The organism is Thermodesulfovibrio sp. 1176, assembly GCF_029946585.1.
Taxonomy (GTDB): Bacteria; Nitrospirota; Thermodesulfovibrionia; order Thermodesulfovibrionales; family Thermodesulfovibrionaceae; genus Thermodesulfovibrio.
Genome location: NZ_JARZRZ010000002.1, coordinates 344,149 through 367,301 on the forward strand (window position 1 = coordinate 344,149; position 23,153 = coordinate 367,301).

At 33.1% G+C, this 23,153-nt stretch carries 27 protein-coding genes; 2 read left to right on the forward strand and 25 right to left on the reverse strand.

Annotated features, from left to right (window positions below):
- The gene (locus tag QI155_RS05645) at positions 1 to 423 is read left to right on the forward strand and encodes a F0F1 ATP synthase subunit epsilon (protein ID WP_281321253.1); all 423 of its coding nucleotides are present in this window, start codon (positions 1 to 3) and stop codon (positions 421 to 423) included.
- Between the two features lie 12 nt (positions 424 to 435).
- Here QI155_RS05645 and QI155_RS05650 read toward each other — a convergent pair whose 3' ends face one another.
- The 8 genes from QI155_RS05650 to QI155_RS05685 form a co-directional block, all read right to left on the reverse strand.
- Entirely contained in the window at positions 436 to 792 is a 357-nt protein-coding gene (locus tag QI155_RS05650; RefSeq protein ID WP_068858667.1) for a peptide chain release factor-like protein, read from the reverse strand.
- Position 793: 1 nt separating this feature from the next.
- A complete protein-coding gene (locus tag QI155_RS05655; RefSeq protein WP_281321254.1) occupies positions 794 to 1,468 on the reverse strand; it encodes an HAD family hydrolase in 675 nt (224 codons plus the stop codon).
- On the reverse strand, positions 1,465 to 2,211 hold the full coding sequence (gene aat, locus QI155_RS05660) for a leucyl/phenylalanyl-tRNA--protein transferase (protein ID WP_281321255.1): 747 nt from the start codon (positions 2,209 to 2,211) through the stop codon (positions 1,465 to 1,467). The genes QI155_RS05655 and aat overlap by 4 nt, the downstream gene beginning before the upstream one ends.
- Complete coding sequence (gene clpA / locus QI155_RS05665) at positions 2,189 to 4,408, reverse strand: ATP-dependent Clp protease ATP-binding subunit ClpA (RefSeq protein ID WP_068858663.1); 2,220 nt, start codon at positions 4,406 to 4,408, stop codon at positions 2,189 to 2,191. The genes aat and clpA overlap by 23 nt, the downstream gene beginning before the upstream one ends.
- Positions 4,398 to 4,703 (reverse strand): ATP-dependent Clp protease adapter ClpS, encoded by a 306-nt coding sequence (gene clpS, locus QI155_RS05670; protein ID WP_068858662.1) that lies wholly within the window; start codon positions 4,701 to 4,703, stop codon positions 4,398 to 4,400. The genes clpA and clpS overlap by 11 nt, the downstream gene beginning before the upstream one ends.
- A gap of 37 nt (positions 4,704 to 4,740) precedes the next feature.
- Complete coding sequence (argJ, locus tag QI155_RS05675) at positions 4,741 to 5,925, reverse strand: bifunctional glutamate N-acetyltransferase/amino-acid acetyltransferase ArgJ (RefSeq protein WP_068858661.1); 1,185 nt, start codon at positions 5,923 to 5,925, stop codon at positions 4,741 to 4,743.
- The gene (locus tag QI155_RS05680; RefSeq protein WP_068858653.1) at positions 5,925 to 7,142 is read right to left on the reverse strand and encodes an aspartate kinase; all 1,218 of its coding nucleotides are present in this window, start codon (positions 7,140 to 7,142) and stop codon (positions 5,925 to 5,927) included. The genes argJ and QI155_RS05680 overlap by 1 nt, the downstream gene beginning before the upstream one ends.
- A 107-nt stretch (positions 7,143 to 7,249) precedes the next feature.
- Positions 7,250 to 7,936 carry a ubiquinone/menaquinone biosynthesis methyltransferase gene (locus tag QI155_RS05685; RefSeq protein ID WP_281321256.1) on the reverse strand — a complete coding sequence of 229 codons (687 nt, stop codon included), beginning with the start codon at positions 7,934 to 7,936 and terminating at the stop codon, positions 7,250 to 7,252.
- Between the two features lie 26 nt (positions 7,937 to 7,962).
- Here QI155_RS05685 and QI155_RS05690 point away from each other — a divergent pair, with 26 nt between their 5' ends.
- Complete coding sequence (locus tag QI155_RS05690; protein WP_281321257.1) at positions 7,963 to 8,826, forward strand: radical SAM protein; 864 nt, start codon at positions 7,963 to 7,965, stop codon at positions 8,824 to 8,826.
- A gap of 25 nt (positions 8,827 to 8,851) precedes the next feature.
- Here the strand turns inward: QI155_RS05690 and QI155_RS05695 are convergent, their stop codons facing one another.
- From QI155_RS05695 to QI155_RS05775, 17 genes are all read right to left on the reverse strand, one after another.
- Positions 8,852 to 10,102 (reverse strand): SufD family Fe-S cluster assembly protein, encoded by a 1,251-nt coding sequence (locus QI155_RS05695; RefSeq protein WP_281321258.1) that lies wholly within the window; start codon positions 10,100 to 10,102, stop codon positions 8,852 to 8,854.
- Positions 10,093 to 10,821: an ABC transporter ATP-binding protein gene (locus QI155_RS05700; protein WP_348650830.1), complete on the reverse strand. Its 729-nt coding sequence runs from the start codon at positions 10,819 to 10,821 to the stop codon at positions 10,093 to 10,095. The genes QI155_RS05695 and QI155_RS05700 overlap by 10 nt, the downstream gene beginning before the upstream one ends.
- A gap of 73 nt (positions 10,822 to 10,894) precedes the next feature.
- On the reverse strand, positions 10,895 to 11,812 hold the full coding sequence (locus QI155_RS05705; RefSeq protein ID WP_281321260.1) for a radical SAM/SPASM domain-containing protein: 918 nt from the start codon (positions 11,810 to 11,812) through the stop codon (positions 10,895 to 10,897).
- Positions 11,805 to 12,380 (reverse strand): flavodoxin family protein, encoded by a 576-nt coding sequence (locus QI155_RS05710; protein WP_068858645.1) that lies wholly within the window; start codon positions 12,378 to 12,380, stop codon positions 11,805 to 11,807. The genes QI155_RS05705 and QI155_RS05710 overlap by 8 nt, the downstream gene beginning before the upstream one ends.
- Before the next feature lie 40 nt (positions 12,381 to 12,420).
- The gene (locus tag QI155_RS05715; RefSeq protein WP_068858643.1) at positions 12,421 to 12,915 is read right to left on the reverse strand and encodes a rubrerythrin family protein; all 495 of its coding nucleotides are present in this window, start codon (positions 12,913 to 12,915) and stop codon (positions 12,421 to 12,423) included.
- A gap of 14 nt (positions 12,916 to 12,929) precedes the next feature.
- On the reverse strand, positions 12,930 to 14,144 hold the full coding sequence (locus QI155_RS05720) for an FprA family A-type flavoprotein (protein WP_281321261.1): 1,215 nt from the start codon (positions 14,142 to 14,144) through the stop codon (positions 12,930 to 12,932).
- A gap of 7 nt (positions 14,145 to 14,151) precedes the next feature.
- The gene (locus tag QI155_RS05725; RefSeq protein WP_068858639.1) at positions 14,152 to 14,568 is read right to left on the reverse strand and encodes a ferritin-like domain-containing protein; all 417 of its coding nucleotides are present in this window, start codon (positions 14,566 to 14,568) and stop codon (positions 14,152 to 14,154) included.
- Positions 14,569 to 14,601: 33 nt separating this feature from the next.
- On the reverse strand, positions 14,602 to 15,114 hold the full coding sequence (locus QI155_RS05730) for a transcriptional repressor (RefSeq protein ID WP_068858637.1): 513 nt from the start codon (positions 15,112 to 15,114) through the stop codon (positions 14,602 to 14,604).
- Between the two features lie 64 nt (positions 15,115 to 15,178).
- Entirely contained in the window at positions 15,179 to 16,171 is a 993-nt protein-coding gene (locus QI155_RS05735; protein WP_068858635.1) for a hypothetical protein, read from the reverse strand.
- A 105-nt stretch (positions 16,172 to 16,276) separates the two neighbouring features.
- On the reverse strand, positions 16,277 to 17,131 hold the full coding sequence (locus QI155_RS05740) for an OmpA family protein (protein WP_281321262.1): 855 nt from the start codon (positions 17,129 to 17,131) through the stop codon (positions 16,277 to 16,279).
- A 73-nt stretch (positions 17,132 to 17,204) separates the two neighbouring features.
- Positions 17,205 to 18,170 carry a hypothetical protein gene (locus QI155_RS05745; protein WP_281321263.1) on the reverse strand — a complete coding sequence of 322 codons (966 nt, stop codon included), beginning with the start codon at positions 18,168 to 18,170 and terminating at the stop codon, positions 17,205 to 17,207.
- 26 nt (positions 18,171 to 18,196) lie between these two features.
- Positions 18,197 to 19,258, reverse strand: a complete 1,062-nt coding sequence (locus QI155_RS05750) for a hypothetical protein (protein ID WP_281321264.1) — start codon at positions 19,256 to 19,258, stop codon at positions 18,197 to 18,199.
- 30 nt (positions 19,259 to 19,288) lie between these two features.
- Positions 19,289 to 19,702 carry a DUF3617 domain-containing protein gene (locus QI155_RS05755; RefSeq protein WP_068858627.1) on the reverse strand — a complete coding sequence of 138 codons (414 nt, stop codon included), beginning with the start codon at positions 19,700 to 19,702 and terminating at the stop codon, positions 19,289 to 19,291.
- A 99-nt stretch (positions 19,703 to 19,801) separates the two neighbouring features.
- Positions 19,802 to 20,650, reverse strand: a complete 849-nt coding sequence (locus QI155_RS05760) for an OmpA family protein (protein ID WP_068858625.1) — start codon at positions 20,648 to 20,650, stop codon at positions 19,802 to 19,804.
- A 60-nt stretch (positions 20,651 to 20,710) separates the two neighbouring features.
- The gene (locus tag QI155_RS05765) at positions 20,711 to 20,920 is read right to left on the reverse strand and encodes a hypothetical protein (RefSeq protein ID WP_068858623.1); all 210 of its coding nucleotides are present in this window, start codon (positions 20,918 to 20,920) and stop codon (positions 20,711 to 20,713) included.
- Positions 20,920 to 22,461, reverse strand: a complete 1,542-nt coding sequence (locus QI155_RS05770) for a 5'-nucleotidase C-terminal domain-containing protein (RefSeq protein ID WP_068858620.1) — start codon at positions 22,459 to 22,461, stop codon at positions 20,920 to 20,922. Before QI155_RS05770 ends, QI155_RS05765 begins: the two co-directional genes overlap by 1 nt.
- 80 nt (positions 22,462 to 22,541) lie before the next feature.
- Positions 22,542 to 23,135: a Yip1 family protein gene (locus tag QI155_RS05775; RefSeq protein ID WP_068858618.1), complete on the reverse strand. Its 594-nt coding sequence runs from the start codon at positions 23,133 to 23,135 to the stop codon at positions 22,542 to 22,544.
- Positions 23,136 to 23,153 lie beyond the last annotated feature (18 nt).

Consider the following 23,153-nt stretch of genomic DNA (forward strand, 5'->3'; position numbering starts at 1 on the left):
ATGGCAGATAAATTGAAGTTAGAAGTAATAACTCCATATGGAGAATTAATAAATGAAGAAGTAGATGAAGTTTATGCTACAGGTGCAGAAGGAGATTTTGGAGTATTTCCTGGTCATTGTTCCTTTATGACCGCTCTAAGAATTGGCTCTTTATCCTATAAAAAAGAAGGACAAATGAATTATCTGTTTATCAATCGTGGATATTGTGAAGTTCTCAATGACAGAGTTTTGGTTTTGGTAGGTAGTGCAGAAAGAGTTGAAGAAATTGATGTAGAAAGAGCAAAGGCAGCATTGGCAAGAGCTGAAGAGAGACTCCGTAAAGCTCAAGCAGGCGAGACAGATATTGATATGGCAAGGGCTCAAGCAGCCTTAGAAAGGGCTACAATAAGAATTCAATTAGCAACTAAACTTATTCCAAGGTAAAAAGGGGGAGGTTTATTCCTCCCTCTTCTTTTTATTTCTTCTTTTACTTCTTAGCTTTTTCTTTTTAATTTTCTCAATTTCCTTTGATTTTTGGGTGGAGATTCCGAGTTTTTCTTTTATTTTATCAACAAGTAAACGTCTTGCAAAGAATCTATTTAAACCTAAGGATCTTTCTTTGGTATATTTTATTTCTATCCCTGTTGGTATATGTCGTAGAAAAACTCCAGAGGATGTTTTATTTACCTTTTGACCTCCATGTCCACTACAACGGATAAACTTTTCTTCAATATCTGATTCTTTAATTAAGAGTCTTTGCATTTCAGATATAAGTTCTTGTTCTTTTTTGGGTGATACAGGAAATTTAGACATTTTAACTAAGTAAAGGTAGTATTTTATTGACTTCAGTAAGGTTTTCAACTACAACATCTGCATCAGTATTTTTTAAATCTTCTATACTATAAGGTCCTGTAGCTACAGCAATAACTTTAGCTCCATAAATTTTTGCACATTTAACATCTCTTGGTGTATCTCCTATAACTATACATTGATGAAAATCAACATAAAGATTAAATTTATTAATAAATTTTTGAATTCCTATCGGAAGCAAAAAGTTTCTGTCTTCGTGATCACTTCCAAAGGCACCAAATAAAAAAAAGGAGTTTAAACCAAAGGGTTCAAGCTTTATTCTTGCTCCTAATTCCACGTTCCCTGTAAGAAGTCCAAGGGGATATTCAAAGTCATTATATAGAAGCTCAAGAAAGTTTTTAACTCCTGGTTTTAAATGTTTTGAATTGTTATTTATTTCCCTCTTTAAGTTATTAATATAACTTTCAATAATTTGATTGATTAATCTATTTGAAGGCTTAATCTTTAAAAGATTAAGCCCTTCTTTGATAATTTGAATATCTGTTTTTCCTGCCATTTCAAAGTTTTTGAAAGCTTCTTTTATTCCTAAGACCTCTTCGAAGGCTTTATTTAAAGAGCGAGTGCCAGCTCCACCTGCACTTATTAATGTGCCATCGATGTCAAAAAATATTAATTTCACTTATATTTTCTCCTCAGTATAAGTTTTTCCCTTAAAAAAAAGGCAGTATTAGAAGTCGCTTTATTATGGGGAACCCATTTTTTTATTATAGAATTTTTATTAATTGCTTCATCGAGCATTTTAAGAAAAACACTTCGAGGGATTTCAACAGCGCCTATTTTTAAGAGATGTTCATTTGTAATTTGGCAATCAATGAAATAGAAATTTTCTTTTATAAGAAATTCAACAAGACATGCAAGAGCAACCTTTGATGCATCCTTCATTAATGTAAACATGGATTCTCCGAAAAAAGCTTTGCCAATTGATAATCCATATAAACCGCCTATTAATTTTCCATTGTACCAAACTTCAACAGAATGAGCAAAACCCAATTGATGTAAATTGTAGTAGGCATCAATTATTTCTTTGTTTATCCATGTTCCTAAGGAATCTTTTCTCGGAGCATTAGCACATCCATGTATTACTCCTAAAAAATCTTTATCAAAGGTTACATTATAAAGATTTTTTTTGAGAGTTTGATAAAGGCTTCGTGAAAGATTGAAAAGTCTTGGGAATATTACAGGTCTTTTTGGTGGAGACCACCACATAATTGGAGGTTCATTATACCAAGGGAATATCCCCATTTTATAGGCAGTAAGAAGTCTTTCAGTACTTAAGTCACCTCCTATTGCAAGTAAACCATTGGGATCTGCTAATTCAGGATCAGGGAAAAAAGGAGTATCATGCAATAGAAATACTGTCATCTATTACGAAATAAATGTTATCATCTTTAATGTCAACAGTTAATTTACCCCCGTCTTTAAGTTTTCCAAAGAGAATTTCTTCTACGAGGGGTGCTTTAATCTCCTTTTGAATAAGTCTTTGTAGGGGTCTTGCCCCAAATTTTGAATCAAATCCTTTTTGAGCAAGCCATATTTTTGCTTCTTGAGTTATTTTTACTTCTATATTTTTAGAAGAAAGTTGTTCATTAAGTTCTTTGATAAATTTTTCAACTATTTTTAAAACAACTGATTGAGGCAAAGGATTAAATGTTACAATAGCATCTAAACGATTTCGAAATTCTGGGCTAAATAGTCTTTCAATTGCTTCTTTGCTTTTATTTATCTGATCTTTGGTTCTATCACCAAAGCCTACTACAGATTTTTCCATTTCTCTTGCACCAAGGTTTGATGTCATTATTATAATTACATTTCTTAAATCAGCTTTTCTTCCTGTATTGTCAGTCAATGTTCCGTAATCCATAACCTGAAGAAGAATGTTAAAGATATCTTCATGGGCTTTTTCTATTTCATCGAGAAGCAAAACACAATGTGGATTTTTTCTTATTTGTTCTGTAAGAAGTCCCCCCTGTTCAAAACCTATATAACCAGGAGGTGCTCCAATTAATTTTGAAACAGAATGTTTTTCCATATATTCACTCATGTCATATCTCAAAAGAGGAATTCCTAATTTTTGAGCAAGTTGTTTTGCAAGTTCGGTTTTTCCAACACCTGTTGGTCCTGTAAAAAGAAAACATCCGATAGGTTTGAAACTTTCTTTTAAGCCAGCTTTTGCAAGTTTGATAACTTTTACAACTGACTCTATTGCTTCATCCTGACCAAAAATTTGCGATTTAAGTTCTTTTTCAAGATTTTTAAGTCTGTCAACATCGGAAGATGTAATTTCCTGAGAGGGAATTCGAGCTATTTTTGATATTGTTTGTTCTATAACTTTTTCATCTACTATCGGAATTTTATGATAAAGTCTTACAATAGCACCAGCTTCATCTATTACATCTATTGCTTTGTCTGGTAAAAACCTCTCGTTTATATATTTTGCAGATAAATAGACAGCAGATTTTAATGCCTCATCTGTGTACTGGACACCATGATATTCTTCATAATAAGATTTTAAACCTTTTAGAATTTCGTAAGTCTCTTCTTCTGTTGGCTCAGTTATGTCTATTTTTTGAAATCTTCTGGATAAAGCTTTATCTTTTTCAAAGTAGTTTCTGTATTCTTCATAGGTTGTTGCTCCAATACATCTAATTTTTCCCTCAATAAGAACAGGTTTAAGTAAGTTTGATGCATCCACGGTGCTTCCACTTGCAGACCCTGCGCCCACTATAGTATGAATTTCATCTATAAACAAAATACAGTCTTTTATTTTATAAAGTGAGTTTATAAGAGCTTTCATTCTTGCTTCAAAGTCACCTCTGTATTTTGTGCCGGCAAGAAGAGAACCCATATCAAGGGAAAATATTTTGAAATTTCTTAAATGAGCGGGAATTTCACCTTTTGCGATTTTTAATGCTAACCCTTCAACAATAGCAGTTTTGCCAACTCCTGGTTCTCCAACTAAAACTACATTGTTTTTTCTTCTTCGGCTTAATACCTGCACTACTCTCTCAAGTTCATTATGTCTTCCAACTATTGGATCAATTTCACCTCTTTTTGCCTTTTCGGTAAGTTCAATGGTAAATGTTTTAAGAGGATCAGATTTCTTTTCTTCCTTTGTTATAGTTTCATCAAAATCTGTTTTTGGAATACCGTGGGATATGTAATTAAGAATGTCAATTCTTGAAATACCGTAGGATTTAAAAAGAGATACAACATATGTATCTTCTTCAAGAAAAATTGATGCTAAAAAATCACCTGCATCTGCTTCTTTTTTTTCAGCAGATTTAATATGATTCAAGGTTCTTTCCATAACTCTTTGAAAGGCAACTGTTGGATGAGCCTGTCCTTTCCCCTTTTTTTTAGGAATATTTTCTTCAAGAAAGGTCTCAAGACTGAGTTTAATTTTTTCTGGATTACCCCCACAGTTTCTTATAATTTCTGCGCCATATTCATCATGTAAAATAGCATAAGCAAGATGCTCTACAGTAAGGTATTGGTGCCCTCTTTCAATAGCGTCCTCAACAGTGGCTGTTATAATTATCTGTAAATCTTTATTTATCATCTTTCTCTATAATGCATTTTAATGGGAAACCGTTTTTTCTTGCAAGTTGTTCTACTTGAGCTACTTTTGTTTCAGCAATTTCCTTTATATAAATTCCAGCTAATCCTTTTCCATGTCTATGGACATGTAACATTATGGCTGTAGCTTCTAATTGAGTTTTATCAAAAATTTTCATTAAAACATAAACTACAAAATCCATTGTTGTGTAATCGTCATTTAAAAGATATACTCTATAAAGGTTTGGTTTGTCAATGGATATTTCTTGTTTTTCCTCAAGAAATATTCCTTCCTTCATATATCTATGTTAACTGAAGAAAGAGATTTAGCTCAAGTTATGTTCTGTAGGCTGAATTAATACGAACATAATCTTCAGTCAAATCGGTAGTTAAAATTTTAGCCTTTGATTTTCCCAAATTTAAATTGATTAAAACATCTATTTCTTTTTGCTTGAGGGACTCTTTGAGTTCTTCTTCCTTCATTGTAGGCATTCCGTTTTTAAAAAGACAGATTTTGTTTATATAAATTTCGATTAAATCTTCTTTCACTGGTACACCAGAGTATCCTATTGCAGCAATAATTCTTCCCCAGTTAGGGTCTTCTCCATAAAAGGCTGTTTTGACTAAAAGGGAATTAGCAACAGTTTTTGCTACTCTTTTAGCATCAGTGGCTGTTTTTGCTCCTAAAATATGAATTTTTATAAATTTTGTTGCACCTTCACCATCTTTTACAATCATTTCAGCAAGTTCAACACATAATTCATTTAAATTTTCTCTGAATTTTTTAAATACAGTAGATTTTTTTTCAATTTTTTCATTCTGAACTTCTCCATTAGCAAGTAATATTACAGTATCATTTGTAGACATGTCTCCATCTACACTAATAGAATTAAAACTGTCAGATACAACTTCTCTTAGACAATTTTTGACAACAGAAGGTTCAATAAATGCATCTGTAAGGATAACACAAAGCATAGTTGCCATATTTGGTGCTATCATTCCTGCGCCTTTACACAAACCAAGAATTGTAATAATCTTACCTGAGGCTTCCATTTGCCGAAAGGTTATTTTTGGAAAAGTATCTGTTGTCATAATTGCTTGGGCAACATTGATTGGTTCTACTTTACCAAGATTTTTTATTAGACTATCAAGGGCAGGAATGATTTTTTCCATTGGCATCGGCATTCCAATTACACCTGTTGAAAGAGGCAAAATATGTTCGCTGTTTATGTTGAGTTTTTCAGCTAATGTTTCAGTGATTTTAATAGCATCTTCAATTCCTCTTTTACCAGTACAGGCATTGGCATTTCCACTATTTAATACAAGGGCTTGAGCAAAGCCTCCTTTGACTCTTCTCATGCAAATTTTTACAGGAGCAGCCTTTATCTGATTAGTTGTAAAAGCTCCTGCAACATGGGCAGGCTTTTTTGAGAAAACTAAAGCTAAATCCTCTCTATCTGGATATTTAATACCCGCCTTTGCAGTAGAAAAAAGAAAACCTTTAGGAGAAGGTATCTCCATTATTGTTCTCCTAATTTAAAGGTATCATGCAATACTCTTACTGCAAGCTCTGTATATTTTGCATCAATTAGACAGGATATTTTTATTTCCGATGTACTTATTGCCATGATATTTATTCCGTGATTTGCAAGAGCTTCAAACATTTGAGCAGCAACTCCAGAGTGGGTTCTCATTCCAACTCCTACAATTGACACTTTAGCAATCCCTTCATTTAATAAGACTTTTTCAGCTCCCAATTCTTTGCATAATTTTTCTGTAATATCAAGAGCTTTTTTGGCATCGGTCTTAGGAACAGTGAAAGAAATATCTGTTGCTTTGCCATCACTGCTTATATTTTGAACAATCATATCTACGATAATGTTTGAATCAGCAATTGTTCTGAAAAGTTTGGCTGCAATACCTGGTTTGTCAGGAACCTTAACAATTGTTATTTTTGCTTGATTTTTATCATGGGCAATTCCTGATACTACTACTTTTTCCATCTCTTTATCCTCCTTTGTAACTAAAGTTCCAGGATTATAGTTAAAACTTGACCTCACAATTACAGGAACATTATATTTCATTGCAAACTCTACAGAACGAGTTTGTAAAACTTTAGCACCCAATGAGGCAAGTTCGAGCATTTCTTCATAGGAGATTTTATCAAGTTTTTTTGCTTCAGGAACAATATTGGGATCTGCTGTAAAAACACCATCAACATCAGTATATATCTCGCATAAATCAGCATTTAAAGCTGCGGCAATTGCAACTGCGGTTAAATCAGAACCCCCTCTGCCAAGGGTTGTAACATCTTCATCTTCTGTAATCCCTTGAAAACCTGCAACAACAACAATATATCCCTGCTCCAGAGCTTTAACTGCTCTGGTAGCTATAATTTTTTCAATTTTTGCCTTTGTATGTACTGCATCTGTTATAATTCCCATTTGTCTTCCTGTTAGAGCAATTGCTTTGTGTCCTAATGTTTGTAAAGCCATTGCAGTTAATGCAGAGGTAACTCTTTCTCCAGATGAAAGCAAAAGATCCATTTCTCTTTCTGCAGGATTTGGGCAAACTTCATGGGCTAAATTAATTAATTTATCCGTTTCACCAGCCATGGCAGAGACAACTACAACAACTTTATGTCCTTCTTTTACAGTTTTTGAAACTCTTTCTGCAACAGCCTTTATTCTTTCAATATTTGCAACAGAAGTGCCTCCATATTTTTGAACAATAAGCATATCTTTTTCCTCCAAAACAAAATTAAATAAGTGTTATTTATTATGTAAAAATTTCTCAGTTTTTTCAACAATTTTATAGCTTTGTTTTTTTATTCTTTCAGATAAAACTACTTTATACCTATATACAAATAGACACAGCCGAAACTTAATGGTATGGCTTTTATATTTTTAAATCCGCAATCAATAAGCAAATTAGTAAAATCGTGGGGTTTGTAAAAGGCTTCAATTGATGTTCCCAGATATTCATAGGCTGATTTTACTGAAAAAACTGATGCAATAAAAGGTATAATTTTTTTTAAATAAAACAGATAGGGTTTTTGAAGCACATTTTTTGGTAAAGAAAATTCAAGAACAACAACTCTACCATTTTTTTTTATTACTCGGTAAATTTCCATTAAAACCTTTTTTGTCTCATACATATTTCTTATTCCGAAAGCACATGTTACAGCGTCAACAGAATTATCTCTAAGAGGAATTTGATATCCTGAGGCATTGATTGGATAAAAAAGTGCGGAGTTGGTAATTTGATTTTTTATTTTTAAAACCCCTGTTTTTAACATTTCAAAGCTTATATCAACACCAATTACTTTTGCTCCTTTTTTTATTAAGGCAATTGCAGAGTCTGCTGTACCTGTAGCAAGGTCTAAAATAATTTCATTTTGGTTTAAAACAGCCTCTTCTGCCATTTTTTTTCTCCAGAAAATATCCTGTCCAAAGGAAAGAAAATGATTGAGGAAGTCATATCTTGCTACGATTTTATCGAACATAGATTTTATATGTTTTTGTTCTTTCATATTCAAAAATTATAGCATAATAAAGTATGTATCTTCGCTTTTTTGATCCATGGAAAAGTAAATTATGCAGTTGTCCTTCAAAGTATTCACTTAATCCCTATACAGGATGTGCTCATGGATGTATTTATTGTTATGCTTCCTCCTATATAAAAAATTTTTTTAATTGCAGGACAAAGCCTAACCTTCTTGAAGATTTAAAAAGACAGATTAAAAAAATCCCAAAAGATTCTCTTATTTCATTGTCCAATACATCTGACCCTTATCCTCCTATAGAAAAGGAACTTAAAATTACAAGAGAGTGTTTAAAAATTTTTAGAGAATTTGAAATGAGAGTTTTAATAATTACAAAAAGCGATATTGTTTTAAGAGATATTGACTTACTTAAAGAAATGAAATCAGCTGTTACTTTAACAATAACTTCTTTGAAATGTTATCAAGAACTTGAACCCTATGCACCTTCTCCATTCCTCAGATTAAATACTCTTGAAAAATTATCTCATGAAGGCATAAAAACTGGTTTAAGGCTTGATCCCATAATTTTAGGGATTAATGACATAGAGATTGATAAAATTTTGATATTAGCTAAGGAAAGGGGAGTAAAGCACATTATAGCAAGTACTTTTAAACCAAGATGGGACAGTTGGAAAAGATTTTCAAGGGTCTTTCCTGAAATAGCCGAGAAATTCGAAAATTTATATTTTAAAGAAGGCTTAAAGATTTCAAATTCATGGTATTTACCAGAATATTTAAGAAAAAGATTGATATTAAAAATCCGTCAAAGATGTGATGAGCTTGGTTTAAGTTTTTCTTCCTGCAGGGAAGGTTTCCCTGAATTAAATAATTCTTTGAGTTGTGATGGAAGTCATTTAATAGGGGACAGGAAAGTCTGATGCATTCTCCTGTCCCTTTAAAAATCTACATTGATTCTTTAGATGTCATCTCAATTACTTCTTTTATGTGTTTATCTATCATTTCTGGTAAAAAGGGTATGTCCAGATTTAAAAATCCGCTTGTAATAAGACTTGTTGCCTCATCTTTTGTCATTCCTCTTGACATAAGGTATTCAACTTGTTCTTCAGAAATTGGTCCGATTGAGGCTTCATGGGAGAGATCTGCCTTATTTGCTCCATAAGAAATCAGTTGGGGAATAGCATAAATAGCAGAATTTTTCGAAAATATTATTCCGCGGCAGTCGAGCCTACCCATACAGTATTCATCTGTTTTTGCAATGAGGTCTCCACGAGAGTAAATTACACTTTTATGGTCAGAAATTGTTCTTGCAAGGGACTCTCCCTTGGTATCCTTTCCTTCAAAAATAATTTTTGATCCCAAATCAATATAAGAGTCTTTAAGTCCGTAAATTACAGTATTAAATCTTGCTGAAGCTCTGTCACCTTTTAAGTAAACTGTAGGGAATGATTGTATTGATTTTACGGGTTTAAGCAATGCATAATTATTTACATAAACTCCATCTTCTTCAACAACTACTGCTGTACGGGGTCTTACATAGAAGTTTTCAGCCCAGTTGTGTATCATTGTAAAAAAAAGCTTCCCCCCTTTTTTAATATAAAATTCAGATATTCCAAGATGTATTCCTGTTGCGTCAGTCTTTGATAAAGTGCAACCAGTAATTATGTGAAGTTCAGCTCCCTCTTCAACAATTACAATATTATGAACATTCTGACTTATATAACCTTCAGCAATCATTAAACATGTCTGAAGGGGATAGTCAAGCTTCTGTCCAGGCAGTATTCTTATAAAATATCCATGAGTTGGATTTAATGCTACCTGAGCAGTGTATTTGTCAGTGTCAGGTTGAACAATTCTCCAGAAGTATTCTTCAAGCCAATCATAGGCTTCAACAGCTTCATTTGTGCTCATCAATTCTACTTTTCCTTCATAAAGCTTGTTTAATCTTTTATAAACAACTGAATGGTCCATCTGTAAATAGGAACCTATGCGTTCTTTTTCTTCCACATCTACTCCTGCCATCAATGCAGCCTCTTTTGCAAGTTCAGGCAAAAGTTCAAGGCTTTCAATTTTTCCTCTTTCAATATGTTTTTGAAATTTTTTTAAATCTATATCTTCTCCATAAATTGCAGGTTTATCTAAAGCTTTTCTGGCTTTATTTTTAATCTCCTCTATATATTTTTTGCTTACTGGCATGTTGCACACCTCCTATATCCATTTTTCTTTATTTCAGAGAGTATGTCTCGTGGGTTACCTTTACACATAAGCTTACCATTATAGAGAATGTATCCTTTGTCTGCATTGATGTAATCAAGGATATAACCTGTATGGGTTATTACAATTGCGCTTCTTTTAACATCTTTTACTCTCTGGTCTCTTCCAAGTAGATGATTTGTTATCTCACCAATTAATACGATGTTTTCAAGATCAACACCACTTTCTGGTTCATCAATAAATACAAGTTCGGGTTTCTGCATAAGAAGTTGCAACAGTTCTGCTCTTTTAACCTCGCCACCTGAAAAACCATCATTAACGTCTCTGTCCAAATGATTTGTAAGATTAAGTTTTTCAGCATAATGTAGGAGTTCTTCATCTGTTTTACCATTGCCAACTATTTTAAGAAGTTTCCTAAGACTTACTCCTCTTACTACAGGTGGTCTTTGAAAGGATATTCCCATTCCAAGTTTTGCTCTCTCTGATACATCCATGTGAGTGATGTCAACACCTTTAAAAATAATTTTACCCTTTTCAATTTTATACTTTGGGAAGCCCATCAATGTCATAATAAGAGTTGTTTTTCCCGCACCATTTGGACCAAAGAGGACTGCTATTTCACCGTAGTCTATGGAAAAGTTGATATCCTCAAGCACTTTCCGTCCTTCTACTGAAACGTGTAGGTTTTTAACCCTTAACATCTCTGCCATCTTTATCCCTCCTTCTTGTAATTTTTTTATCATTTTTTATTACTCCTTTCTTGGATTTAAATATTTAATTAAACACCTTTTTCTCACACCTTGGGTCTGCTTTTTTCAGATTTCCATAATGGATAATACCGTGAGCCACGCATCCTCCACTACATATTTTTTTTAATTTGCATATTTTATTATTGCATATATTAGCAAAAAATTTTTTGAAAATGTTAAGTTTTTCTGAGGAAATAATCTCCTGTAAGGAATTTTCAAAGATATTACCCAAGCAGTAATCTTTAAATCCTGACAAAAGATAGCAGGGATAAACTTTTCCATCTGGCATCACAGTTATCTTTTCTGTTCCTGCAGGACAGCGGTATTTCTGTCCACCTCCAATAAATCCATTACAGTAAACAGGTTTTATATTGGGATATAGGATTTGCAGTTTTTTAATTAATTCTATAAATTCATAAAAAGGCATTGATATTTCTAAATCCCTTTCTGTTAAGGCATCCATGTAAATTAAATAATAATCAATACCCATCTTTGATGTGAAATTGAGAATTTTCTCATCGGGCAGTTGATTTTCTGTTATTACACTTTTAATCCATAGTTTGTTTTTATTTATTAGCTTAAGAAGTTTTGGATTTACCTCATCATTGATTGATACACCAATATGAAGTTTTGGATTTTTACAAAGTTTTATAAGTTTTTCAATTTTTTCTAAAAATATTCCATTTGTGCTGATGTTTACCTCCATATTCTTTTTAATAGCTAATTTAACTAGTTTAAAAAGAGCATCATAAAGAAAAGGTTCGCCACCAAGTATGTCAAGGTTTGAGATTTTGTTTTCTTTTAATAGGTTTACAAAATCTTCTACTTTTTCAGCAGGAAAATCCTGATTAATGAAATTTTGAGAATTATTACCTCTGTTAAAGCAGAATTTACAATTTTTATTGCATCTTAATGTCGGAAAAAATTGAACATATTCAATCATTTTTCAATAATTGAACTACTGCAGACTCTAAATCTTTGTTTAAATCAGGATTTTTTAATATAGAACCTGGTTCGTCATATCCTAAGTAGGAAATAGTGCTGTGTTCATTCACATTAATTGTTCTCAAAAAGGCTTTTAAAGTTGCCTCTGAACAAGTAATACCTATCTGTCCTTTTTTCATCCCACCCACAAGCATAATCAATGCTTTTCTTTTAAATTCTTCCTCTGGAATTGGCTTTTTTAAAATATATTTTTCATACCAGAAACACTGACATCTATCAATGAGAAGTTTTAACTGGCCTGGAATTCCAAAAAAAAATATGGGAGAGGCAATCAGGATTCTATGTACCTGTCTTAAGAGAGGATAAACATTATCCATGTCGTCAGAAATAATACATTTTCCTGTATCTTTGCATCCATCACAGGCTGTACAATCAGAAATATTTAATTCATAGACTTTGATTAAATGAATTTCGTGTTTTTCCTTTTGACAATGTTCAATTGCTTTATTGAGAAGAATTTCTGAATTTCCTTTTCTTGGCGAGCCTAATAGGGCAAGAATTTTCATAATTTAAAGGAAAGCCCTTCCATACGGAAGGGCTTATTAGTTAATCAATTTTTTTATACATTTTTTTTGGAGAACCACAAACAGGACACTTATCTGGAGGCTCACCTTCTACTGTGTGACCACAAACCTGACAAACATAATAATCTGCATCTAATTTTTTATCAAGATTTTCAAGAGCTTTTTTGAATAATTCAGCGTGAACTTTTTCAACTTCATTGGCATAATAAAAGCTTCTTTGAGCCTGTGTAGCTCCTTCTGCCTCTGCGTCTTTAATCATCGGTGGATACATGCTTTCATATTCATAGGTTTCTCCACCAATTGCTGTTTCAAGATTTTCTTTTGTGCTTTTTATTCCATTTGCTGCTTTTAAATGATTCATTGCATGAACGGTTTCTGCCTCAGCAGCAGCTTTGAAAAGTTTTGCAACTGCAGGATAACCTTCTTCTTCTGCTTTTTTTGCAAAGGCAAGATATTTTCTGTTTGCCTGTGATTCGCCTGCAAAGGCTTCCATTAAATTTTTAAATGTTTTTCCCATCGTTAACCCTCCTTTTAGATTTTTGCATGATATTCTTTTAAAGCCTTTCCAAAGGCTATGCCAAATTCATAGCATTTAGCCAGGTCCTCCTCAGATGGTTTGTATAAAACTCTAATACCAGGTTCAAAGACTTCCAGTTTCATTGCCTTTGCTGTTTCATACATTTCTTTTACTGCTTCACCAGACCACCCGTAACTACCAAAGGCAGCAAAAAGTCTGTTTTTAGGCTTCAACCCCTTAAGATAACTTAGAAACTCTGCAACTGATGGGAAAACTCCATTATTTAATGTAGGACAACCAACAATAACCCCCCTTGACTTCCATACTTCCTTTACTGCAACTGACTTTGGAGTTGCTCTAAGTTTAATTATTTTTACTGGAACTCCTTCATTTTCAATTCCTCTTGCAATAGGAAAAACCATCTGTTCTGTGCTATGCCACATTGTATCGTAAATTATTACTGCTTTAAGCTTAGCTTTTGCATCAACCATTTCTGAATAAAGGTATAATATCTCATCTATGTGAGAACGCCAAATAACACCATGATCGGGAGCTATCATTTCAATTTCAATTCCAAGCATTTTAATCTCTTCAATTTTTCCTTTGATAACATTTCCGTAAGGCATGAGAATATTTGCATAATAATCAATTACTGCATCTTCAAGCTCTTCCATTGAACGGTTATTTACAAACTCATCGTCAAATCTTTCAACTGTTGCTATGTGCTGACCGAAAGCATCTTGGCTTATGAGGACTCTGTCTTCTTTAATATAGGTAAACATTGAGTCTGGCCAATGCATCATTGGTGTTTCAATAAATTGGAGAGTTCTCTTGCCGATTTTAAGGGTATCTCCTGATTTGACAACAATGACTTTATATTTTGAAAGGTCAAGGAATCTGTTTAATCCTTTTTTACCTCTATCTGTCATATAAATATTTGCAGATGGAACCATCTCTAAAATTTTTTCTAATCCTGTAGCATGATCATTTTCAATGTGATTTATTACAATATGTTTGATTTTTTTGAGGTCAATAATTTTTGAAATATTTTCGATTGATATATCTACAAAATTATGATGAACTGCATCAAGAAGAGTAGGTTCCTCATCATCAATTAAGTAATTGTTGTAGCTTGTACCATGAGGAGTTTCATATCCATGAAAGTCTCTTATTGCCCAGTCAACAGCACCAACCCAATAGATTCCATTTTTAAGTTCCACAGGCTTCATATTTACTTTACTCCTCAAGCAAAGAACTGAACTTATCAAGATGCATTTCTTCTTCTTCAAGAATCTCTTCAAAAAGTTTTCTTGTTACATAATCTTCTTCTTTTTCTGCAAGCTTTATTATTTCTTTATACATTGTTACAGCTTCTTCTTCAGCTTTTTTATCAATTTCAAGCATTTCTTTAAGATTTGCACCTATTGTTATCGGATCAGGTTTAGTTGTGGGAATACCACCATAATAGGCTATTCTTTCAGCTATTTTTTCGGCATGTTTCATCTCAGTAATAGCAAATTCTTTAAAGAGTTTACCAACTGCTTCTGCTTTTATTCCCTTTGCCAAAACATGTTGCCACATATACTGAATGCTTACTTGGAGCTCTCTTGCAACCGCTTTTTGCAGTTTTTCCATAAGTTCATTGCTTATCATAAGACACCTCCATCTTTGATTAATTTTGATTTATCAATTAGAAGATTTGTATTCTTTTAAAGTTCCACGACTTCCACAAGCAGGACATTTCTGAGGTTTATGTTTTGCTGTTCTAATTGAGCCACAGTGAGAACATTGATATTCTTTTAACCCAACTTTTAAATCTTCTTTTTTTCTACATTCAGGGCATAAAACATGAATTTTAAGATGGGTATCAAGAATTTCAAAATCAGGCAAAAATTTAGTTAAGTCAGGCAATTTAATATCCTGATAAATATCAAATACTTTTTTGCATTTTATACATATTGCATGATGATGTTCTTGAATAAATGGGTCAAACCTTCTTTTTTCAGGGTCAATGTAAATCTCTTTAACTCTTCCAGTCCTTTTTAAAAATTCTAAAACATTGTAGACTGTAGCGATTGACATGGTTGGATAATCCTTTGACAGTGCAGAATAAATTTCTTCTGCTGATGGATGCTCTTTGTTTCCATCAAGATATTTCAAAATTGCAAGCCTTTGCGGTGTCCATTTAATTCTTGGCATTATTAAAATAATTATAAATAAAAAATCATTTATTTGTCAAATTAAAAACTCTATTTTTAGAATGCTATCTTATTTCATATTTTCTAACTAAAATTGATTTACCATCAATAAACATCTGATAAATATGTCCTTCCGGAGTTACTCTGATAGATCTCCAAATTTCATGTGGTTCTTTTTGTACATGTATTCTAAATCTGCCCAATTCACTCAGTTCTGGTGATAAAACAACAAATTCATTGGCATATTTATATTTTCCTTTTTCATTTCTTTCAGAAAGAAATGCTCCAAAATAAATTTTTCCTTCTTTGTCCTCCCATGTTCCTAAAATATGAACTATTGGCATATCAAAATAAATTGTAGCTTCTTGCATTTGAGAAATTTTATCCTGTTTTCCCTTATAAATAATTGCTGTAATATCACCTAATATTTCAGCTCGTAAAATACTTTTTTCGCCAAGGTATGATTCTTGAGGAATAAAGATTTCCTCTGTTTTTTTTCCATCAAGAAAAGCAACTCTTTGAAAGCAAACCCAGATACCTGCTAAATTCCCTTCTTTAACTATGTTAATTTCAGGAGTGCAGGGGTTTGTTTTAATTGAATTTATAATTTTGCCATCCAAATCAATAATATAAATATTCATTAATGTAACTTTCCCTTCTTTATACAATTGAGATAATAAAACGATTTTGTTTTCTGGGGTGATTTCAATATCTTTAAAATCGAGAAGATTATTTTTTGGAATAGGAATTGATTTAATCCATTTACCTTCTTTAAAAATCTGAATCCTATAATTTATTTGATCAAGAATATATATTTTGCCATCTTTACCCAGTGTAAAACTCATTGGACCTTCAGAATTTGCTTCGGAAGGAGTTGTTACACCTATTTTATCTGAGCCTGAACCAATTTTAGCTTTCAAAACATCAAAATATTTAACATTAAGAATTTTTTTATTTTCTTTTTTGAGAGTTGAAGTTCCTGCATATGTAATAAATTTCAATAAAAAAATTGATATACAGATAATAATAATGCTGTAGTATAATCTCTTTTTGGACATATTTTTCAATACTCCTTTTGTTTATATATTTTTTTCTTTTACTAATAACCCCCTTTATCTCCCTTAAATTAAGAGAGGATTAAAGGGGTTATCATTAAACTTTAACTACTGCTCTACTAATTCCACCCTTCTATTCTTTGCTCTGCCATCCTCTGTCTTATTCGATGCAACTGGTGCTAAAGAGGCTACTCCAAATGCCCTCAGTCTGTCTGGTGAAATTTTATACTTTGTTGTTAACTCTTTAACCACAGCATCTGCCCTTGCCTTTGAGAGTTTCAGATTATAATCAATAGTCCCTACATTGTCTGTATGACCTACCACATAAAGTTTCAAAGTCCTATTTTCCTGAAGAAGTTTTGCAATTTCTTTAATTGCTGGTTCTGACTCAGGCTTTATATCTGCCTTGTCAAAGTCAAAATAGATTCCATAGACAGAGGCACTGCCCTTTGTCTGAATATCACTTAGCATAGCTTTTGCATCTGCAACTACCTGCTGTTCCATACCAGCCTTTTCTACAATATAAAGGTAAAAGCGATATCCCTCCCAATAATCCTGAAAGATGTGGGCCCATATTTCTTTATCATCCTTCTTTAACTTCATCCATGTGCTATCCCTTCCAGTAGGATATTCCATAAAGAAAGTGCCCCCTATCTTCGCTATAGCATTAGCATAATTACGAGCTACCTGGAGCATAGACTTTTTGCCCTTAAATTCTTCTTTCAGATGATAAGATATATAAGAATAGCGACCCTCCACTAATACCTTCTTCTTAGTAGCTGGGTCAACAAATTCATGAACATCAAATTCCTTTTCCTTACAATCGAAGATATAATACTCGGGCATCCTCGTAAATAATGGATGGTCTTTGCATCCCGGCTTATCCTTCTGTGCAAAAGCGACCCCGTCAAATGCAATTACCAAAAACCAAATCACAAATATTATTTTTACCCATCCTTTCATTGTCTATACCTCCTTTTTAAGTTTTTTTACTAATAAATGACCTCGTAGGTCTTTTAATTACTTTTTTAATCTACTAAAGCTTCATTTTCTTATAACCCTTTGGAATGTCAAAAATTTTTGGGTGAACCGATGTTTCTTTAATGTTTTTCAATTCAAAGACCATATGCTCTTTACCTTCGATGTAATTTGTTGTCTTTACAGGGAAGCGGTATTTTTTTGATATCCATATAGTTTGAATTAAAATTTTGCCAAACATCAGGTCTTTTTTGTCGCAGGGCATCTGACCAATATTCTCACTTCCTCTATCTTCAACCTTATAGTGTTCGCTAAACATTCTGCTCATTATATAAAACGCTTCAAAGGGATTATAAAGTGGAGAAAACATAAGACCTTCAGTCTCATAGTAAGCCTTCTCTTCATGGTCTATTGCTATTTCCTTTCCTGTTTTTTTGTTAACTATTATGGTCAGATTCTTTACTTCTATAGTTTGTTGAGTTGTCACATGTGTGCCCACGCTTTCAATCTTGATATCCCTTTTTCCATTAACAATCATATCATACCTATATATATGGTCTTTAAGATAAAGTTTTCCTCTAACAATATCCCCTTTTATATCCCAAACTGTATCTGCAGTAAAAGAGCCTGTTGGCAGAGGTTCTGGTTGAGGCTTTGATGGTGAAGATTGAGGTTTTTCAGTAGCTTTTACCAATTTCCCACCATGGTCAATTAAGATTGCTCCCTCAGATAGTTTAATGATAATCTCCTTTACATTTTCAGTGGGATTTATCCTGTAGCTTGCAGTCCCTCCTTTTTCAAGTTGGAAGTAATTACTGTAGTCGAAATTTTCAAAAATATAGTTGATTTCGCCTTTAGAAGAAGTCTCACTTTTAATAACTACATCAAAAGGAGCATCTGATTTTACAGAGAAATGTAATTTTTCATTCTTTCCAGATAAGGGAGTATAGGTCTCTGAGGCAAAAGATACGTTTATAATGAATAAAATAATAACGAAAGTGCTTATTTTGCATATCCTTTTCATTCTCAAACCCTCCCATGGTATTTGCGCTACTTTATTAAATAAAATTTCCAATTAACTCTTATTTTTTCAGTACCAGGGTGACCACAGTTACCTTCAGCTTTATCAGGATGGTATTCAGGTTTTCCCTCTTCTGATACAGTGATTTTATCTTTCGCAATCTGGAAATCTATCTGCTCTCTGACATACCAATCTCCCCTGCAACTTACCCATGATTCAGATCCGCTCATTGTACCCAATTTAAAATCGTCCGATATTAAAAATTCACCAAAACTAATTTCAACTTTGGCTCCCTTATAAGAAGAGCATTCTGGCTTTCTATCGCCAACTCTTTCTATTCCCTTAATTTCAATAACATCACCTGGTCCAAATCCTACCTTATAAAAAGGTCCATATAATTTTTTAATCTCTTTCGGCAAAAATTTTGCCGCTTCCTTTGGTGGTTTAGAAGGCATATCAACGATAATAAGTCTTCCCATGGGATTATTCGGATAATCCACATTAGGGTCAACCATGAGAACTCTGGCTCCACCACCATGATAATTATAAAGCAATGATGGACATCCTTTCTCTGAGTATCTTTCGTTAACTGTTTCTTCAAAACGCGTCATCATCTGTAAACCTTCGGGTCGATAGTTTTTAACATATTCATTTGATTCTTCAGGTTTATATTTCCAAAACCCCATAATAGTAAAATAGGCGCTTCCTTTATGAATAGGATTATCTTCCTGACCACTTGCCCAGGAAATTTCCATCAAAATTTTTCCAAAGATATCTCCTTTTCTACATTTTTTATATGCTGAATAACAGGCATCTGTATTTTTTTGATATCGTTTTCTACAGTCTTCTTGCACTTGCTTAATAAAATCTTTTTCACATTTCATGTAATCCCAAGAATCAGGTTTATAACCTTTAATATAATGGCAGTTTATTTCTACCACTATGTGTTTAGTTTCAAGACATTCTTTATAACCTTTTTCAACTTCTGATGTGCAATCTTTCAGTGCCTGGTCACAGGATGCAAATATAATAGTGGGTATTGCTATTAATAAATATATAAGAGTAATTATAAATATTAATTTTTTCTTCATCCTGACACCTCTTAAAATTCAATTAAATTTCTATTTTGGACATTTCCCCGTCCATCTTCCTTTCATAGTCATGGTCATCTCCCCTTCTGGGTCTTTGAATTTTATCAATCCATCAAAGGTATCTCCCTTATAGGTTACCCTGCCTGTACCTGTGGAAGTCCCTTCCGCATTCTTACACTTTATCGTCCATGTAACTGTATTCCCCTTAACATTAAAGTTTGTAACTTTGCATTCTTTATCTTCTTCTTTATATGGAATATAATCTTTTTTTGTTAAGCAATGTTTATAGGTCTGTCGCATCATCTCTTTGGGCATGCCCGGCTCTTCAATCGTAGTAGTAATTTCCCAAAGACCCTCTTTGAGGTTAGGTTCTTGTGCTATGGCATTGCCTGAGAGCAGAAATATAAAAATAAAAAATACTAAAATAATGTTCTTTTTTGTCATTTCCTTTCCTCCTTATTGTTTATGTTTTTTTCTTTTATTAATACCCCTTTTTCTCTCCTAAATTAAGAGGAAATAAAAGGGGTTATCATTAAACTTTAACTACTGCTCTACTAATTCCACCCTTCTATTCTTTGCTCTGCCATCCTCTGTCTTATTCGATGCAACTGGTGCTAAAGAGGCAACTCCGAATGCCCTCAGTCTGTCTGATGAAATTTTATACTTTGTTGTTAACTCTTTAACCACAGCATCTGCCCTTGCCTTTGAGAGTTTCAGATTATAATCAATAGTCCCTACATTGTCTGTATGACCTACCACATAAAGTTTCAAAGTCTTATTTTCCTGAAGAAGTTTTGCAATTTCTTTAATTGTCGGTTCAGACTCAGGCTTTATATCTGCTTTGTCAAAATCAAAATAGATTCCATAAACAGAGGCACTGCCCTTTGTCTGAATATCACTCATCATGCTCTTTGCGTCTGCAACTACTTCTTGTGCCATTTCTGCTTTTTCTACGATTATTAATTTATAACGATCCCCGCCCCAGAACTCTAATATTATCCAGCTCTTCATTTCTGGCTTAAATAATGTCATATAGGTATAACCATAATCGCCATATGGAATATTTTCATATATAACTTTTCCACCAATATTTTTAATAGCATTCTGAAAATTCCTTATTACTTTTAAAGCTGATGGAGGAGTAACGCCTTTTTTGATTTTAAAAAGAGCATAGTAATACTTACCTTCGACTTTAACCGTTTTCCCTTTTTCGTCTCTGAAGTCAGCCTGATCATAATCACTAACTCTGCATTCGTAAATATAAAAATTTTCCATTCTCGTAAACATGGGATGGTCTTTGCACCCCTTCCTGTCCTCCTGTGCAAAAGCGACCCCGTCGAATGCAATTACCAAAAACCCAATCACAAATATTATTTTTACCCATCCTTTCATGGCTTATACCTCCTAAGAAAAATTTCTGTTAATGATTTTTTGCTATTCATAACTGTTTTTTTATTTAGTAAATTTATTAATTTCTTTTGTTCGAACAAAAAGTTTTACTCCTTCTGCCAACTCTCCGTCTAAACCCAGTTCATTTCCCCATTCATCGTAAACCTTTTTGCCTGCCTCAATTTCTTCAAGTAATTCCGCTTTTATTAAGGCATGCTTCACAGTCATGCCTGGTAAAAGGGTTACAGGTTTGTTGTTTACAAATATTCTCATTAATCCTTAATTTCTGTTATTCTACCTTCAGTTGTATAATTGATAATCTTTTCATTCTTTATGTATTCAACCACCACATCCCTAAGATATCTACTTGAGTCAGAATAAATAACTTTCTCACCTTTCATTACCCCACCTATGATTACAAAATCCTTTGATGCCTTTATTGCCTCCCCAAAGACTTTATAACCGTCTCCGCCTGCAGCAAGGAAGTCATTTGTTGCAACGGAGTATTCTTTATCAAGTTCAAGGGGTTTTTCTCCAATAAAAACTTCTTGAATTCTAAATCCTGGCTTATTATCACGATTATAACTAAACTTAATTCCAGAGACTTGAGGGAATCTACCCTCTCCTTTTTCAATAGCCGAAACCCCATGCTCCAATGCTTCTTTTATCTGTTTTCCTGTTAGTTTTATGGCCACAATATAATTATTAAAAGGAAGGACAGAGTAAATATCTTTGACCGTTATATCACCTTTTTTTATACTTGCCCTTATCCCCCCGCCATTAATTATTGCTATATCAGCTTTTGCTGTTTTTTTTATTATGTCTGCAATGAAATTGCCGAGATTAGTCTCCTTCTTCCTTACATTTTCTCCGTCGAAGTCAGTCTGAGCTACACCAATTTTTTCACTAAGAACAGCATCAACCATTTCATTATATTTATCTACAATAGCTTTTACAGAAATTTTTGCATCAATCTTTTCTGGGCTTATTTCTTTTAGATATCCTTCAAATTTTGTTATTTTGCCATCCATCAAAGTAAGGTCCAACACTCCTAATGCCTTTCCATGTTCCCAAGCCTGAACAACGATAGTCTCATTTATTAAAATAGGCTTTTCAATTTTTGTATGGGAGTGTCCACCTACAATTATATTAATTCCCTTTATTTTTTCTGCTAATTTTCTATCAGCATAATGCCCGATATGGGAAAGAACAATTATAATGTTAACTTGACTTTTTAATTCTTTTATGTATTTTTCAACTGTCTTTTCAGGTGATAAAAATGTTAATCCTTTTACATTTTTTGGATGAGTCGATACAGGTGTATCCTCTGTTACAATACCGACAATGGCAATTTTTATATCCGAGATTTCTTTGATAATATATGGTTTTAATAATTCTAAGCCTTCCACATTTGCCCCAAGAATGGGAAATCGGGCTTCTAAAATCCTTTGTTTTAGCACTTCCAGCCCAAAATCAAATTCGTGATTACCAACAACCATTACATCAAATTCCATAGCATTCATTAGTTCAATTACAGATTTTCCTTCAAAAAGATTTGCCCAGTTATCCCCTTGAATCATATCCCCTGCTGCAAGAAATATAGAAGGCTTTTCATTTCTGAGTTTTTTTACCATTTCTGCAAGGTGGGATACCCCACCAAGTAACTTTTCAGAACCAAGTGGCTTATAGGGATTTGCAAAACCATGAAAATCATTTATATAAAGGATTCTTAATTCAATTGTTTCTGCAGTTAGATTGGAAACAAAAATAAGTAGAAAGATTAAAAAAAGGATAAACTTTTTAAAAAATTCCATTGGTCAATCTCTTTATAATTTTTTAATAATCTTTGACCAATTAACCTCAACCGATCTGTTTTATGGATTTTTCTATTTCATCACATCATTCCTCGACCCATTGGTCCGGCTATGAATAGTGCAGATGTTATAAAACCAAGTATAATGTAAAAAATAATTGTAATGACTATAACTACAATAACATAGAGCAATCCCTTTTCTTTTGGAGTATTCATTAAAATAGGAAGTCCTAAATAAAAAAGATAAATTCCATATAACCCAGCTAAAATAACAAGAATAGAAAGCGGCGGAATTATGTAAAGAACACCTGCAACCCATATAGGAGTCATAGAGAAAGCAACAGCTTTAAAAGCATTGGTGAGATTAGATTCAGAACCAAAACTCGAAGCTAATGCATTGGCAATCAATGCAACAATGTAAACACCAATGAGTGAAAATATGTAGGAAACAATAGCATATCCTAAGGCAGAACCAATTCCCATTCGGAAATGCATGCCCATTACAGAATAACCTATAAAAGCACTTCCAATAAACTGAGCAATAGCAGGTATTGAAGCAAGAATTACCACATAGGAAAGATAAATTTCAGCAATACTGATTTGTTCATTTTTAATTTCAGCCCATGTTTGAGAGGGCTTAAATAGGATATTTTTTACTCTTTCAACAATATTCATAAAAATCCTCCATCGAGA

What these genes read in the sequence shown, in the direction of transcription:
- aat (WP_281321255.1), bottom strand. Translation starts at nt 2,211, where the DNA reads ATGACAGTATTTCTATTGCATGATACTCCTTTTTTCCCTGATCCTGAA.
- QI155_RS05750 (WP_281321264.1), bottom strand. Translation starts at nt 19,258, where the DNA reads ATGAAGAAAAAATTAATATTTATAATTACTCTTATATATTTATTAATA.
- QI155_RS05680 (WP_068858653.1), bottom strand. Translation starts at nt 7,142, where the DNA reads ATGCTTATTGTTCAAAAATATGGAGGCACTTCTGTTGCAAATATTGAA.
- QI155_RS05650 (WP_068858667.1), bottom strand. Translation starts at nt 792, where the DNA reads ATGTCTAAATTTCCTGTATCACCCAAAAAAGAACAAGAACTTATATCT.
- QI155_RS05645 (WP_281321253.1), top strand. Translation starts at nt 1, where the DNA reads ATGGCAGATAAATTGAAGTTAGAAGTAATAACTCCATATGGAGAATTA.
- clpS (WP_068858662.1), bottom strand. Translation starts at nt 4,703, where the DNA reads ATGAAGGAAGGAATATTTCTTGAGGAAAAACAAGAAATATCCATTGAC.
- QI155_RS05715 (WP_068858643.1), bottom strand. Translation starts at nt 12,915, where the DNA reads ATGGGAAAAACATTTAAAAATTTAATGGAAGCCTTTGCAGGCGAATCA.
- QI155_RS05705 (WP_281321260.1), bottom strand. Translation starts at nt 11,812, where the DNA reads ATGATTGAATATGTTCAATTTTTTCCGACATTAAGATGCAATAAAAAT.
- QI155_RS05725 (WP_068858639.1), bottom strand. Translation starts at nt 14,568, where the DNA reads ATGATAAGCAATGAACTTATGGAAAAACTGCAAAAAGCGGTTGCAAGA.
- QI155_RS05755 (WP_068858627.1), bottom strand. Translation starts at nt 19,702, where the DNA reads ATGACAAAAAAGAACATTATTTTAGTATTTTTTATTTTTATATTTCTG.
- QI155_RS05730 (WP_068858637.1), bottom strand. Translation starts at nt 15,114, where the DNA reads ATGCCAAGAATTAAATGGACACCGCAAAGGCTTGCAATTTTGAAATAT.
- argJ (WP_068858661.1), bottom strand. Translation starts at nt 5,925, where the DNA reads ATGGAGATACCTTCTCCTAAAGGTTTTCTTTTTTCTACTGCAAAGGCG.
- QI155_RS05690 (WP_281321257.1), top strand. Translation starts at nt 7,963, where the DNA reads ATGTATCTTCGCTTTTTTGATCCATGGAAAAGTAAATTATGCAGTTGT.
- QI155_RS05685 (WP_281321256.1), bottom strand. Translation starts at nt 7,936, where the DNA reads ATGAAAGAACAAAAACATATAAAATCTATGTTCGATAAAATCGTAGCA.
- QI155_RS05760 (WP_068858625.1), bottom strand. Translation starts at nt 20,650, where the DNA reads ATGAAAGGATGGGTAAAAATAATATTTGTGATTGGGTTTTTGGTAATT.
- QI155_RS05735 (WP_068858635.1), bottom strand. Translation starts at nt 16,171, where the DNA reads ATGTCCAAAAAGAGATTATACTACAGCATTATTATTATCTGTATATCA.
- QI155_RS05765 (WP_068858623.1), bottom strand. Translation starts at nt 20,920, where the DNA reads ATGAGAATATTTGTAAACAACAAACCTGTAACCCTTTTACCAGGCATG.
- QI155_RS05700 (WP_348650830.1), bottom strand. Translation starts at nt 10,821, where the DNA reads ATGTTAAGGGTTAAAAACCTACACGTTTCAGTAGAAGGACGGAAAGTG.
- QI155_RS05770 (WP_068858620.1), bottom strand. Translation starts at nt 22,461, where the DNA reads ATGGAATTTTTTAAAAAGTTTATCCTTTTTTTAATCTTTCTACTTATT.
- QI155_RS05720 (WP_281321261.1), bottom strand. Translation starts at nt 14,144, where the DNA reads ATGAAGCCTGTGGAACTTAAAAATGGAATCTATTGGGTTGGTGCTGTT.
- QI155_RS05740 (WP_281321262.1), bottom strand. Translation starts at nt 17,131, where the DNA reads ATGAAAGGATGGGTAAAAATAATATTTGTGATTTGGTTTTTGGTAATT.
- clpA (WP_068858663.1), bottom strand. Translation starts at nt 4,408, where the DNA reads ATGATAAATAAAGATTTACAGATAATTATAACAGCCACTGTTGAGGAC.
- QI155_RS05710 (WP_068858645.1), bottom strand. Translation starts at nt 12,380, where the DNA reads ATGAAAATTCTTGCCCTATTAGGCTCGCCAAGAAAAGGAAATTCAGAA.
- QI155_RS05695 (WP_281321258.1), bottom strand. Translation starts at nt 10,102, where the DNA reads ATGCCAGTAAGCAAAAAATATATAGAGGAGATTAAAAATAAAGCCAGA.
- QI155_RS05745 (WP_281321263.1), bottom strand. Translation starts at nt 18,170, where the DNA reads ATGAAAAGGATATGCAAAATAAGCACTTTCGTTATTATTTTATTCATT.
- QI155_RS05775 (WP_068858618.1), bottom strand. Translation starts at nt 23,135, where the DNA reads ATGAATATTGTTGAAAGAGTAAAAAATATCCTATTTAAGCCCTCTCAA.